We start from the raw sequence: 13,155 nt of genomic DNA, 5'->3' as shown, positions 1-13,155 counted from the left end.
CTTCCCTCAGTACGCAAGCGAGCGGTCGACGGCGTCGAGCACCCGGTCGAGGCCCGGCAGATAGTCCTCTTCCACCCGCGCGGGCGGATACGGGGAGTGGAAACCGCCGACCCGCAGGACGGGCGCCTCCAAGTGGTAGAAGCTGCGCTCGGTGATGCGCGCGGCGATCTCCGCGCCCGCGCCGAAGAACACCGGCGCCTCGTGCACCACGACCAGCCGGCCGGTCTTCTCGACCGAGGCCTGCACCGTGTCGAAGTCGATCGGCGAGATGGAGCGCAGGTCGACGACCTCCAGGGACTTGCCCTCCTCCGCGGCGGCCGCGGCGGCCTCCAGACAGGTGCGCACCATCGGGCCGTACGCCACGAGCGTCACGTCGGTGCCCGCGCGGGCCACGCTCGCCTTGTGCAGCGGGTCCGGGATGGCGTCGGTGTTGACCTCGCCCTTCTCCCAGTAGCGTCGCTTGGGCTCGAAGAAGACGACCGGGTCGTCGCTCTGGATGGCCTGCTGGAGCATCCAGTACGCGTCCGACGCGTTCGAGGGCGAGACCACCTTCAGGCCCGCGACGTGCGCGAACAGCGCCTCCGGGGACTCGCTGTGGTGCTCGACCGCGCCGATGCCGCCGCCGTACGGGATGCGGATGACGACCGGCACCTTGATCTTGCCGAGCGAGCGCGCGTACATCTTCGCGAGCTGCGTGACGATCTGGTCGTACGCGGGGAAGACGAAGCCGTCGAACTGGATCTCCGCCACCGGGCGGTAGCCGCGCAGGGCCAGGCCGATGGCCGTGCCGATGATGCCGGACTCGGCGAGCGGCGTGTCGATGACGCGGTCCTCGCCGAAGTCCTTCTGCAGCCCGTCGGTGACGCGGAAGACGCCGCCGAGCTTGCCGACGTCCTCGCCCATCACGACGACTTTGGGGTCGGCCTCCAGGGCCGTGCGCAGGGATTCGTTGATCGCCTTGGCGACCGGCAACTTCTTCACGGCCATGACTACTTGACCTCCCCGCCGGTGGCGGCGTCCGCAGGAGTGTCCGCGAACGACGCTTGGTAGGCGGCGAACTCGGCCCGCTCCTCGTCCACGAGGGCGTGCCCGTCCGCATAGATGTTCTCGAAGATCGACATGGGCTCCGGGTCGGGCATCGACCGCACCACTTCCCGCACCCGCTTGCCCAACGTCTCGCTCTCGGCTTCGAGTTCCGCGAAGAACGCCGCGTCGGCGTGGCCCTCGGCCTCCAGATACGCGCGCAGCCGCTTGATCGGGTCCTTGGCCTCCCACGCCTCGCGCTCCTCGTCGCGGCGGTAGCGCGTCGGGTCGTCGGAGGTGGTGTGGGCGCCCATGCGGTACGTGAACGCCTCGACGAGGGAGGGGCCCTCGCCCGTGCGCGCCCGCTCCAGGGCCCACTTGGAGACCGCGAGGCACGCGAGGACGTCGTTGCCGTCGACGCGCACGCCCGGGAAGCCGTAGCCCTGCGCACGCTGGTACAGCGGCACGCGGCTCTGCTTCTCGGTCGGCTCGGAGATCGCCCACTGGTTGTTCTGGCAGAAGAACACCACGGGGGCGTTGTAGACCGCGGCGAACGTGAAGGCCTCCGCCACGTCGCCCTGGCTGGTGGCACCGTCACCGAGGTACGCGACGACCGCGCCGTCCGTGCCGTCCTTGGCCACGCCCATCGCGTAGCCCGTCGCGTGCAGCGTCTGGGAGCCGATCACGATGGTGTACAGGTGGAAGTTGTTGCTGTTGGGGTCCCAGCCACCGTGGTTCACGCCACGGAACATGCCGAGCAGCAGCGTCGGGTCGACGCCCCGGCACCAGGCGACGCCGTGTTCTCGGTAGGTGGGGAAGACGTAGTCGTCCTCGCGGGTCGCGCGGCCCGAGCCGACCTGTGCCGCCTCCTGGCCGAGCAGCGAGGGCCACAGGCCCAGCTCGCCCTGGCGCTGCAGCGTGACGGCCTCGGCGTCGAAGCGGCGGGTCATCACCATGTCCCGGTACAGCGCGCGAAGGTCCTCGGGGGTCACGTCCGCCACGTACTTGTCGTACTCGGGGTTCTCGACCCGCTCGCCCTCGGGCGTCAGCAGCTGTACGAGCTCGGGCCGAGCGCTCTCGCCCGCGTCCTTCGCGGGCTTCTTCGCGCTCGCGCTCTTCTTCGCACTCGCGCTGGCGCTCTTCGCGCTCGCACTGGTGCGCTTGCCGCCGCTGCTTGCGCGGCGCGGCGTACGCGCGGCGGTGCTTTCCACGGTCACGTGTGCTCCTCCGTCGGTCCGGCCCCCGGGATCCACCGGCAGGCCAGTGCGGCTCGCCCGATTCCAGCCCGTCGCACGGGGTGGGTGCGGCTCAGCGGGATTAGGCGTGACAGTCGTCCCGGCGAGCGCCCTTCTCCAAGCACGTTACCCAGTGCGTACCAAAACTGTGAAACCCCGTCTGACCTGCAATTTTGCTTGGATTTCCAAGTAAAGGACCACTAGGGAATCCAACTAAACCGAGAAGCCGGGAAACACATGCTGGTCACGCCACTGATCACAGCCTGGCAGGGGGCCGGAACACCGGCACGTTATCCCGGCCACCCCGGGCACGGGAAGACTTGATGTGTGACACTGGCACCGTGCGCGAACAAGGAAAAATCACGGTATTCCTGCTCGATGATCACGAGGTCGTGCGTCGCGGAGTCCATGAGCTGCTCTCCGTGGAGTCCGACATCGAGGTGGTCGGAGAGGCGGGCACGGCCGCCGATGCCTTGGTGCGCATTCCGGCCACGCGCCCGGACGTCGCGGTGCTCGACGTGCGCCTTCCCGACGGCAGCGGCGTCGAGGTCTGCCGTGAGATCCGCTCGCAGGACGACTCCATCAAATGCCTGATGCTCACTTCGTTCGCGGACGACGAGGCCCTGTTCGACGCCATCATGGCCGGTGCCTCCGGCTATGTCCTCAAGGCCATTCGCGGCAATGAACTGCTGACCGCCGTGCGGGACGTGGCCGCCGGAAAGTCCCTGCTCGACCCGGTCGCCACGGCCCGCGTCCTGGAGCGCCTGCGCGACGGGAACGGCGCCAAGGGCGACGACCGCCTGGCCAACCTCACCGAGCAGGAGCGCAAGATCCTCGACCTGATCGGCGAGGGCCTCACCAACCGCGCCATCGGCGAGCGCCTCCACCTCGCCGAGAAGACCATCAAGAACTACGTCTCCAGCCTGCTGTCCAAGCTCGGCATGGAGCGCCGCTCGCAGGCCGCCGCGTACGTGGCGCGGATGCAGGCGGAGCGCCGCTGACCGATCGGGACTTACGTCCCTTGTTTACGGGGCGGGCGGCTCTTCTCCCGCCCGCGCGCGTGCCGCACGGTAGGGACATGCCCTCCGACTCCGACCAGCAGCTCGCCTTCGCCCTGCTCCGGCGCACCGACTACGGCCGGGTCGCGACCAGCATGCGCGCCCTGCCCTTCCTCGCGGCGGCCCGCCACATCGTGACCGACGGGCACGTCCTGCTGCGCATGCACCGGGGCTTCGGGTACCACGACGCGTGCGTCGGGAGCGTCATCGCGTACGGAGCGGACAACCTGGGCACGTCGGCGGCGGCCGAGGGCCAGTGGACGGTCCAGCTCGTCGGCCTCTGCGAGGCCGTGCGCCCCAGTACCGCGGAACTGGCCCGCTTCGGCCCGCCCCCACGCTATGTGGACGGCGAGCCGTACGACGCGGTGTACCTCCGCCTGGAGCCCCAGAAGGCCGTGGTCCACACCCTCAGCCCCGCGGTGAGCGGCGCCGTCGCCGGCGCATTGCCCGCGGTGGGCTGACCCGGAGGTCACTCCGAGTCGGCCTCGCCGCCCTCCGTACCACCGTCGTTCCCGCCGTCGTCCGGCGGCGAGACCGGATCGGACGGCTCGGTGGGCGGATCGGAGGGGTCCGTGGGCGGGTCCGTGGGATCCGTGGGCGGATCCGTCGGCTCCGTCGGCGGATTCGTCGGCTCCGTCGGCTTCGTCGTCGGCTGCGTCGGCTGATGCGTGGGCCGCGTCGGCTGCTGCGGATAGTCGTTCTGCCCGCCGGTGCCGTCGCCGCCGGGCTGCGTACCGCTGTCTTCCGTCTCGTCGTCGTCCGCGCTCTTGGTCGGCGACTTCTCCTGCGACTGCTTCGTCGACGGCGTCTTGGAGGGACCGCCGTCCTTCTTGCCGTCGCTGTCGTTGCCGGACAGCGCGAACGCCACGCCCACCGCGATCGCGATCACCGCGAGCACCGCGAGGATCCACACCTTGCCCGCGCGGCCCCGCCCGCCGCCGTCCCGGTGGCCGCCGTCGAAGCCGCCGTCGTCGCCGCCCGGAGGCCGCAGCATGGGGCTCGGGATCTGCTGGGTGCCGCTGTCGCCGGGGTGCGGCATCACGGTGGTGCCCGCCATGCCCATCGCCGGGGTGTGCGCGCCCTCGTGCCCGTGGACGGCCTCCACCGGGCCGGTGTTCCAGGTCCCGGTGTGGCTGCCCTGCTCGGCGAGCATCTGGAGCCCGTACTGGATCAGGCCGCGCATCTCCTCCGCGGTCTGGAAGCGGTCGTCGGGGTCCTTGGCGAGCGACCTCATGACGAGCCCGTCGAGCTCCGGCGGCGCCGCGTCGGACACCTGGGACGGCGGCACGGGCGTGTCCTGGACGTGCTGGTAGACCACGGACAGCGGCGTCTCGCCGGTGAACGGCGGCCGCAGCGCGAGCAGTTCGTACAGCAGACAGCCCGTCGCGTACAGGTCGGAGCGGTGGTCGACGGCCTTGCCGAGCGCCTGCTCGGGCGACAGGTACTGGGGCGTGCCCATGACCATGCCGGTCTGCGTCATCGTCGTGGACGCGCCGTGCAGGGCGCGCGCGATGCCGAAGTCCATCACCTTCACCGCGCCGGTGTTGGTGATGGAGACGTTCGCGGGCTTGATGTCGCGGTGCACGATGCCGTGCTGGTGTGAGTAGGCGAGCGCCTCCAGGACGCCCGACACGATGATCAGCGCCTGCTCGGGCCCGGGCGCCTCCGCGTTGATCAGCAGATCGCGGATGGTGCGGCCCTCGACCAGCTCCATCACGATGTACGGGACGGAGTTCCCGCCGATGAAGTCCTCACCGGAGTCGTAGACCCCGACGACCGCGTGGTGGTTCAGGCCGGCGACCGACTGCGCCTCGCGGGTGAAGCGGGCCTTGGACACCGGGTCCTCGGCGAGGTCGGCGCGCAGCAGCTTGACCGCGACCGTGCGTCCGAGCCGTACGTCCTCGGCGGCGAACACCTCGGCCATGCCACCACGGCCGAGCCGGTGGGTCAGGCGGTACCTACCGTCTCCGACAAGGCCACCGTTCCCCCACATCTCGGGCACGTCTGACATGCCGCCGCCAGTCGCCTCGGGGTCGGACGGGCCCTGAGCGCGCTGCGTCTGTGCCATCAGTCCTCGCCGTCGTTCTGATCGTGGTCCGCCCGTGGAGGGCGTGTACCGGATACGTGATGGGAGCGGTACGGGGTACTCCGCCGTGCCACGCTACAGCCTTCGCGCAACATGCCGGTCCGAGGTGGACCGGCCATCAAACCCGCCGGGGCCCCCTCGGGGCAAACTTGTAACGCTTACGAGACTCTTCTTGCGCGTACGGTCACGGAACGGGCACCGAGCTTGACGTGGCATCGCCCTCGGGCAGACTTGGCCAGGAATAGCGGATCGATCACCGTCTCCGAGACGTCTTCGGTCGCAACCCATAGCCACAGTCACAGCCGCGGCGCCGTCTCGCGTCCGCGCCGATGGGGGACGCACGACATGAGCCAGGACGGCGCTCAGGGCCGGTACGCGGGCAGTTCACTGGCCGGCGGCCGCTATCAGCTGCGCGATCTGCTCGGCGAGGGCGGCATGGCCTCGGTGCACCTCGCGTACGACACGGTGCTCGACCGACAGGTCGCGATCAAGACACTCCACACCGAGCTCGGCCGCGAGCAGTCCTTCCGCGAGCGCTTCCGGCGCGAGGCCCAGTCCGTGGCCAAGCTCACGCACACGAACATCGTGTCGGTCTTCGACACCGGCGAGGACGACCTCGGCGGGTCGACGATGCCGTACATCGTCATGGAGTACGTGGAGGGCAAGCCCCTCGGCTCCGTCCTGGACGCCGCGATCCGCCAGCAGGGCGCGATGCCCACCGACCAGGCGCTGAAGATCACCGCCGATGTGCTCGCGGCCCTGGAGATCAGCCACGAGATGGGCCTGGTCCACCGCGACATCAAGCCCGGCAACGTGATGATGACGAAGCGGAACGTCGTCAAGGTCATGGACTTCGGCATCGCCCGCGCCATGCAGTCCGGCGTCACCTCGATGACGCAGACCGGCATGGTCGTCGGCACCCCGCAGTACCTGTCGCCCGAGCAGGCCCTCGGCCGCGGCGTCGACGCCCGCTCCGACCTCTACTCGGTCGGCATCATGCTGTTCCAGCTCGTGACGGGCCGACTGCCCTTCGAGGCGGACTCGCCGCTCGCCATCGCGTACGCGCACGTCCAGGAGGAGCCGGTCGCCCCCTCCTCCATCAACCGCTCGCTGCCCCCGGCCGTCGACGCCCTCGTCGCCCGCGCGCTCAAGAAGAACCCGAACGAGCGCTTCCCGACCGCCGAGGCCATGCGCGACGAGTGCCTGCGCGTCGCCCAGTCCTTCCAGGCTTCCGCGCCCAGCATCGTCCCCGGCGCCCAGACCGCCAGCGGCGCGGGCGTCGGCTCCGCCGTCTTCCCGCCCGTCGACTCGACGAACCCGCAGGCGCAGGGCAGCGTCCAGACGCCGTACCAGCCGGGCCCCTACGGCCACGCGACTCCGGCGACGCCCACCCCGCAGCCCGGGTACGGCTACCCGCAGCAGGGCTACCAGACCCCCGCGCCCACCAACGCCTACGTCCCGGCCCCGCAGGCGGCCCAGACCCCGCCCCCGTACACGCTGTCCCCGCAGCCCGCCACGGCGGCGTCCCCCGGCGGCTCGCGCGGCTCCGGCGGCGGCAAGCGGAACATGCCGGTCATCATCGGCTCGATCGTCGTCGCCCTGCTCGCCGTCGGCGGCCTGATCACCGCGATCTCCCTGAACGGCGACGGGGACGGCGGCGACGCCAAGGAGACGAAGAAGCCGGTGGCCGGGCACCGCGGCCCGGACCGCACGAACACGGTCGAGAAGACGGTGTGCACGGAGCCGGACACGGCGTACAACGACCCGGACAAGATCAAGCTGCCCGACTTCAGCTACAAGGACTGGCGCTCGGTCCTCTCCTGCCTCCAGGCGGCCGGGTGGCACTACGACAAGCAGAAGCTCGACGAGAACACGTACGGCGAGGACACCGTCATGGGGCAGATCCCCAAGGCGGGCTCCGACGTCGACCCGAAGGACGTGGAGATCACGTTCCAGATCTCGACGGGCAACCCCTCGTAGCTTCCCCGGTCCCCTCTCTGTTCCTCTCTCTTCCTCTCTCTGTCTTCCTCTCTCGGTCCTCCTCTCTCGGTCCTCCTCTCTCGGTCCTCCTCTCTCGGTCCTCCTCGCGGCTGCCGCGCGTGACCGGTGCGGAAAATTCTTTCGCGCACCGGTCACATTCCCCGCTCCCGCTCCGTCAGTGAAGTGACAAGCCAAGCGGCGCGAGAGCAGCACAGAGGAGACCGGCCATGCAGGCTCGGATGAAGAACCCGGCGTTCGTCCTTCCCGACGGCATCAAGGGCATCGGCAGCATCATGAAGGCCATCGCCGAGAGCGGCCTGACGCAGGAGCTCCAGGAGATCGTCGGCCTGCGGGTCAGCCAGATCAACGGGTGCAGCGCCTGCATCCACGGTCACACGGCGAACCTGGTGAAGGCCGGGACGAGCGCCGAGCGGCTCGCCACGGTGGTGGCCTGGCGCGAGGCGCCGTTCTTCACGGACGCGGAGCGCGCCGCGCTGGCCCTCGCGGAGGTCTCCACGCGGCTCGCCGACCGCTCCGCCCAGGCCGTGTCCGACGAGCTCTGGGACGAGGTCGCCGACCACTTCGACGAGCGGGAGCTGTCCGCCCTGATCATGGTCATCGGCGTGACGAACATGTTCAACCGGATCAACGCCACGATTCAGGAGCCCGCGGGCACCACGTGGGGCTGAGCCCGCGGGACACAGACCGAGGGGCCCGGTACGCGGGGTGCGTACCGGGCCCCTTCGTTTGCGGGTGTGTCCGTCGGTTCGTCTGCGGGTGTGTCCGTCGGTCCGTTTGCGGGGTGTGTGCGTCTCGTTCGCGGGGTGTGTGCGTCGGTCGCCTCCGGGGCGGCCGGCGGCTAGAGGTAGGGGCCCCCGCTGCGGCCCGCCACGCCGCCTTCCTCGTCGTCCTCGTGACCGCCCACGCCCGGCGGCAGCGCGCGGCGCATCTGCTCCAACTGGGCCCGCGCGGCCATCTGCTGCGCGAACAGCGTCGTCTGGATCCCGTGGAAGAGGCCTTCGAGCCAGCCCACCAACTGGGCCTGCGCGATGCGCAGCTCCGCGTCGCTCGGCGTCGTCTCGTCGGTGAACGGCAGCGACAGGCGCTCCAGTTCCTCCACGAGTTCGGGCGCGAGGCCGTCCTCCAGCTCCTTCACCGAGCTGGCGTGGATCTCCTTGAGGCGCACCCGGCTCGCCTCGTCCAGAGGTGCCGCGCGCACTTCTTCCAAAAGCTGCTTGATCATGCTGCCGATCCGCATGACCTTCGCCGGCTGTTCGACCATGTCCGTCACCGGGACCTCGCGGACGTCGTCGTCGCCACCGCCGCCGAGCGCCATGCCGTCCTGGCCGACAACCAGGACCTGGGGGTTCTCCGGCGACCTTTCGTTCCTCGGCATCTCCATGCCGCCATTCTCTCGCACCCGTTGCTCACACATCCGTGGTGCCCCCATTCGCCGATGATCCACCGTCTACGGGGCCACGCATCAGCCCCGGCGCAGGCGAAGGCCCAGGAACCCGAGGCCGAGGCCGATCAGGACCAGGCCCGCGCCGAGCGGCAGGACGCGCAGACCGGGGATGGGCGGCCCCGTCGCCGTGCTCCGGGCGAACGGATCGGCGGCATCCGCGGCGGGCGGCGGCTTCGGCTCGGCGCGCCGCTCGCGGGCCGCCGGGGGCGGCAGCGGGCGCCAGGCCCGCGGATCGGGCATCACGAGCGGCTCCGCCCGGCCCGGCCGGGTCCTGCCCTCGCCCGCGCGGCTCCCGGCGAGGGCCACCTCGTCGTAGTACGCGGCCGATGGAGCGGGGGACGGGTCGGCGGCGTATCCCGGGGCCGGGGCGAGCAGCACGCTCACCAGCGCCACCGGTACGGCCGCGCGCGGGGCGCGGCACCGCCATGAAGTCACCGCACGGCTCCCTCCCGCTGCCGGGTCGCCAAGATCGCGGGCGTGCAGCCAGCGTCACACGCCCCGCACCATCCGGCATCTCGACGTCGCGAATCCAGCCCGTCCGGCGTTTGAGGACGAGGCGCGAAGCGCCGTTTTCGGGGGGGGCACGGGGGGGGAGGAGCCCCCCCCGTGGAGCGGGAAGGGGCGCCCGCGCACGGAGCACGCTGATGGACACAGCGGGGCGCCCCGCGAGGGCTACCGGACCAGCAGCACCTTCCCGATATGCCCACTCGACTCCAACACCTGATGCGCGGCCCCCGCGTCCCGCATCGGCAGCGCCCGGTCCACCACCGCCCGCACCTGCCCCGCCCCGATCAACGGCCACACGTGCTCCCGCACCGCCGCGACGATGGAGGTCTTCTCCGCGACGGGCCGGGCCCGCAGCGAGGTCGCGGTGACGGCGGCGCGCTTGCGCAGCAGCGTGGCGATGTTCAGCTCGCCCTTCACGCCGCCCTGCATGCCGATGATCGCGAGGCGGCCGCTGACCGCGAGGGAGTCGACGTTCCGCTCCAGGTACTTGGCGCCCATGATGTCCAGGATCACGTCCGCGCCCGCCCCGTCCGTGGCCCGCTTGATCTCCTCGGCGAAGTCCTGCTCGCGGTAGTCGATGAGGACGTCCGCGCCCAGGTCGCCGCAGAACGCCAGCTTCTCCTTGCTGCCCGCCGTCACCGCGACGCGCGCGCCGACGGCCTTCGCGAGCTGGATCGCCATGGTGCCGATGCCGCTGGCGCCGCCGTGCACGAGGAGCGTCTCGCCGGGGCGCAGATGGGCCACCATGAACACGTTCGACCAGACCGTGGCCGTGACCTCCGGCAGCGCGGCCGCCGTGACGAGGTCAACGCCGTCGGGCACCGGCAGGACCTGCCCCGCCGGGACGACGACCTGCTCCGCGTAGCCGCCGCCCGCGAGCAGCGCGCACACCTCTTCGCCGACCGCCAGGCCCGCGACGCCGGGGCCGAGCGCGGTGATCCGCCCGGAGCACTCCAGGCCCGGGTACGGCGACGCGCCGGGCGGCGGGTCGTAGAAGCCCTGCCGCTGGAGCAGGTCGGCACGGTTCACGGCGCTGGCGGCCACCTCGATGAGGACCTCGCCCTCACCGGGTACGGGATCGGGGACCTCGGCCCACTGGAGCACCTCGGGCCCACCGGATTCGGGGATCGTGATCGCATGCATGCGGGCGAGGCTACTCCCGCCTCCTTTGACCGGCAGGGCGCTGCACACGGACAACCCGGCCCCGGGCCCTCCCGGGACGCCCGGAGGGTGCGGCAGGGCGCGCTCCGGGGCAGCGCGCGGGCCTCAGTCCAGCGGTCGCGCCGCCCGCCGCACCTCCGTCATCGGCGGCTCCGGAGCCGGTGAGGCCCGGACGATCGTGATCAGCCGGTCCGTCAACTGGAGCTCGCCGATGGCCGGATCGTCGTACGCGAGCAGCCGGTGTCCTCGTACGACGCTGACGACCAGGTCCTTCATCTCGCGCACCCCGTGCCCGACCTCGGCCTTTATCACCGGCCTTTCGACCAGGTCGAGACCGCTGCCCTGCTGGATGAGGTCCTCCATGACCACGCCCGCGCTCGGGCTGAGCACCGACAGGCCGAGCAGCCGTCCCGCCGCGCTGGCGCTGGTGATGACGGCGTCGGCGCCGGACTGCCGGAGCAGCGGCGCGTTCTCCTCCTCGCGGACCGCGGCCACGATCTTCGCCTGCCGGTTGAGCTGTCGGGCGGTGAGCGTGACCAGGACCGCGGTGTCGTCGCGCTGGGTCGCCACGATGATCTGGCGGGCCTTCTGCACCTCGGCCCGCAGCAGTACGTCGCTGCGCGTCGCGTCGCCGACGACACCCGCGTAGCCCTCCGCCGTGGCCGCCTCGACGACCTTCGAGCTGGGGTCGACGATCACGACCTGCTCGGGCTTGAGTCCCGTCGCCTGCACGGTCTGGATCGCGGAACGGCCCTTGGTGCCGAAGCCGACGACGACGGTGTGGTCACGCAAGTTGGACCTCCAGCGGGAAAGCCGCCATTCCTCACGGGTGCGTTCCGTCAGCACTTCGAGCGTGGTGCCGACGAGGATGATCAGGAAGAGCACGCGCAGGGGCGTGATCAGGAAGATGTTGGCCATCCGCGCGCTGTCACTGTGCGGGACGATGTCGCCGTACCCGGTGGTGGAGAGCGTCACGGTGGCGTAGTACGAGGCGTCCAGGAAGTCGATCGTCCCGTTCGCGTTGTCGTGGTAGCCGTCGCGGTCGACGTACACGATGAGGATGGTCAACGCGAGCACGAACATCGCCATCAGCAGGCGTTTGCCGACCTGGCGCAGGGGGCGTTCGACGACGCGCTTGGGGAGTTGGACGCGGTGCGTGACGAGGTGTTCGTCGGCTTGGCGCGCGATCGCGTCATGGCCGGGAAGTTTCACGTGAAACACACCTCGCTGAAGGGGTCGGCCGACCCGTTGTGCCCCAACTCGCCGTGTGACCCGCCCGGTTCGGTCCAGGGCAGATCGAGGATCTCCACCTCTTGCTGACGGCGCGCACCGCCCGGCGGCACCACCGCGAGCCCGTCGGCCACCGCGATGCCCCGCAGCATCGCGGGGCCGTTGTAGTGCAGCGGCACCGCGTACTCGGCGCGCAGGACGACCGGCACGAGACGGGTGTCGTGCGGATGCCCATGTACGTCGTCACGCAGCGGCGCGGTGTACGGCTCGGCGGCGGGGCGGCCCGCGAGCCCGCGCAGCAGCGGCTCGGCCAGGGTGAGCAGGCCGGAGACGGCGGCCAGGGGGTTTCCGGGAAGGCCCACGAGGTGGCGGGCGCGTTGGCCCAGCGCCGCGTTGGTACGGTCCGGCGTCGCTCCGGCCCGGCTTGAGGTGGCGCGAGGGGCCTCGGGCAGCCGTGCTCCGGGAAGGCGTGCGAGCAGCATCGGGTGGCCGGGGCGCACCGCGACGCCGTCGACGAGCAGTTCGGCGCCGAGGCGGCGCAGCGCGGGGTGGACGTGGTCGACGGGTCCGGACGCGGTGCCGCCGGTCGTCACGATCACCTCGGCCGTGGACCGGGCCAGGGCCTCGTACAGGGCTTCCGCGTCGTCGCCGAGGCGGCGTACGGCGGTCACGTGCACGCCGAGCGCGCGGAGCCAGGGCGGCAGCATCGGGCCGAGCGCGTCCCGGATGCGGCCTTCCTGCGGCAGCCCTTCGGTGAGCAACTCATCGCCCAGGACCAGGACTTCCGCGCGGGGGCGCGGGGCGACGGGCAGCGCGTCGTACCCGGCCGCGGCGGCGAGCCCGAGCACGGCGGGGGTCACCAGGGCGCCGGGCGGCAGGAGTTGGTCGCCCGCGCGGCACTCCTGGGCGCGCGGCCGGATGTCCTGGCCGGGCACGACCTCACGCTGGGCGTGCAGCTTGCTCTTGTCGTCCACGCGCGCGTGCTCGCTGCGGATGACGGCGGTGGTGTCCTGCGGGACGCGGGCCCCCGTGGCGATCCGCACCGCCTCGCCGTCGGCGAGCGGCTGGGGCCGCTCCTGCCCGGCCAGGACCCCGTCCGCGAGGACCGTCCAGGGGCCGGGACCGGCCACGGCCCAGCCGTCCATCGCCGAGGTGTCGAAGGAGGGCAGGTCGGTGAGGGCGGTCAGCGGTGCGGTGAGGACGCGGCCCAGGGTGTCGGACAGCGGCGTGGGGACGGCGGGCGCGGGCGCCGGGGCACCGGCCTTGCGGGACGCCGCGCGGGCGTCGAGCCAGGTGGTGGCGCGGGCGCGGGCGCGGGGGCGGGGCTGGGTGGCCTGTGCTTCCTGGGTGGCCTGGGTGGCCTGTGCGTCCGGGGGCGGCATCGGTGGCTCGGGGCGGGGGCGGGGGGCG

The 13,155-nt window shown here is 71.6% G+C and carries 12 protein-coding genes; 4 read left to right on the top strand and 8 right to left on the bottom strand.

Annotated features, from left to right (window positions below):
• Positions 1 to 6 precede the first annotated feature (6 nt).
• Both IG74_RS0136870 and pdhA read right to left on the bottom strand, forming a co-directional pair.
• On the bottom strand, positions 7 to 987 hold the full coding sequence (locus IG74_RS0136870) for an alpha-ketoacid dehydrogenase subunit beta (RefSeq protein ID WP_030686340.1): 981 nt from the start codon (positions 985 to 987) through the stop codon (positions 7 to 9).
• Positions 988 to 989: 2 nt separating this feature from the next.
• Positions 990 to 2,240 (bottom strand): pyruvate dehydrogenase (acetyl-transferring) E1 component subunit alpha, encoded by a 1,251-nt coding sequence (gene pdhA / locus IG74_RS0136865; RefSeq protein WP_030686337.1) that lies wholly within the window; start codon positions 2,238 to 2,240, stop codon positions 990 to 992.
• A 359-nt stretch (positions 2,241 to 2,599) separates the two neighbouring features.
• Between pdhA and IG74_RS0136860 the strand changes: the two genes are divergently transcribed.
• Together IG74_RS0136860 and IG74_RS0136855 are read left to right on the top strand one after the other, a co-directional pair.
• Positions 2,600 to 3,259, top strand: a complete 660-nt coding sequence (locus tag IG74_RS0136860; RefSeq protein ID WP_030686335.1) for a response regulator — start codon at positions 2,600 to 2,602, stop codon at positions 3,257 to 3,259.
• Between the two features lie 77 nt (positions 3,260 to 3,336).
• Complete coding sequence (locus IG74_RS0136855) at positions 3,337 to 3,777, top strand: pyridoxamine 5'-phosphate oxidase family protein (RefSeq protein WP_030686333.1); 441 nt, start codon at positions 3,337 to 3,339, stop codon at positions 3,775 to 3,777.
• Positions 3,778 to 3,785: 8 nt separating this feature from the next.
• Here the strand turns inward: IG74_RS0136855 and IG74_RS0136850 are convergent, their stop codons facing one another.
• Entirely contained in the window at positions 3,786 to 5,384 is a 1,599-nt protein-coding gene (locus tag IG74_RS0136850) for a protein kinase domain-containing protein (protein ID WP_037826685.1), read from the bottom strand.
• Positions 5,385 to 5,747: 363 nt separating this feature from the next.
• On the opposite strand from IG74_RS0136850, the gene IG74_RS0136845 reads away from it, so the two are divergent.
• Together IG74_RS0136845 and IG74_RS0136840 are read left to right on the top strand one after the other, a co-directional pair.
• Entirely contained in the window at positions 5,748 to 7,382 is a 1,635-nt protein-coding gene (locus IG74_RS0136845) for a protein kinase domain-containing protein (protein ID WP_030686328.1), read from the top strand.
• Positions 7,383 to 7,609: 227 nt separating this feature from the next.
• Positions 7,610 to 8,071, top strand: coding sequence for a carboxymuconolactone decarboxylase family protein (locus tag IG74_RS0136840; protein WP_030686326.1), 462 nt, complete (start codon positions 7,610 to 7,612; stop codon positions 8,069 to 8,071).
• 170 nt (positions 8,072 to 8,241) lie between these two features.
• Here IG74_RS0136840 and IG74_RS0136835 read toward each other — a convergent pair whose 3' ends face one another.
• The 5 genes from IG74_RS0136835 to IG74_RS46595 form a co-directional block, all read right to left on the bottom strand.
• Positions 8,242 to 8,784, bottom strand: a complete 543-nt coding sequence (locus tag IG74_RS0136835; protein ID WP_030686323.1) for a bacterial proteasome activator family protein — start codon at positions 8,782 to 8,784, stop codon at positions 8,242 to 8,244.
• 81 nt (positions 8,785 to 8,865) lie between these two features.
• Entirely contained in the window at positions 8,866 to 9,282 is a 417-nt protein-coding gene (locus tag IG74_RS0136830) for a hypothetical protein (protein WP_063761322.1), read from the bottom strand.
• Between the two features lie 237 nt (positions 9,283 to 9,519).
• Positions 9,520 to 10,497: an NAD(P)H-quinone oxidoreductase gene (locus tag IG74_RS0136825; RefSeq protein ID WP_030686319.1), complete on the bottom strand. Its 978-nt coding sequence runs from the start codon at positions 10,495 to 10,497 to the stop codon at positions 9,520 to 9,522.
• Between the two features lie 123 nt (positions 10,498 to 10,620).
• Positions 10,621 to 11,736: a potassium channel family protein gene (locus IG74_RS0136820; protein ID WP_199818943.1), complete on the bottom strand. Its 1,116-nt coding sequence runs from the start codon at positions 11,734 to 11,736 to the stop codon at positions 10,621 to 10,623.
• Positions 11,724 to 13,155: molybdopterin molybdotransferase MoeA (locus IG74_RS46595; protein WP_107059114.1), on the bottom strand; the 1,432-nt coding region annotated here is incomplete at its 5' end. The genes IG74_RS0136820 and IG74_RS46595, both read right to left, overlap by 13 nt.

The organism is Streptomyces sp. NRRL B-1347, assembly GCF_000720325.1.
Lineage (GTDB): Bacteria > Actinomycetota > Actinomycetes > Streptomycetales > Streptomycetaceae > Streptomyces.
The sequence above is the reverse complement of the archived record's forward strand: the minus strand, read 5'-3'. Positions and strand labels throughout refer to the sequence as shown.

Excerpts from the sequence above, each read along its gene's own strand:
- IG74_RS0136825 (WP_030686319.1), bottom strand. The coding sequence starts at position 10,497 with ATGCATGCGATCACGATCCCCGAATCCGGTGGGCCCGAGGTGCTCCAG.
- IG74_RS0136870 (WP_030686340.1), bottom strand. The coding sequence starts at position 987 with ATGGCCGTGAAGAAGTTGCCGGTCGCCAAGGCGATCAACGAATCCCTG.
- IG74_RS0136845 (WP_030686328.1), top strand. The coding sequence starts at position 5,748 with ATGAGCCAGGACGGCGCTCAGGGCCGGTACGCGGGCAGTTCACTGGCC.
- IG74_RS0136855 (WP_030686333.1), top strand. The coding sequence starts at position 3,337 with ATGCCCTCCGACTCCGACCAGCAGCTCGCCTTCGCCCTGCTCCGGCGC.
- IG74_RS0136850 (WP_037826685.1), bottom strand. The coding sequence starts at position 5,384 with ATGGCACAGACGCAGCGCGCTCAGGGCCCGTCCGACCCCGAGGCGACT.
- IG74_RS0136840 (WP_030686326.1), top strand. The coding sequence starts at position 7,610 with ATGCAGGCTCGGATGAAGAACCCGGCGTTCGTCCTTCCCGACGGCATC.
- IG74_RS0136835 (WP_030686323.1), bottom strand. The coding sequence starts at position 8,784 with ATGGAGATGCCGAGGAACGAAAGGTCGCCGGAGAACCCCCAGGTCCTG.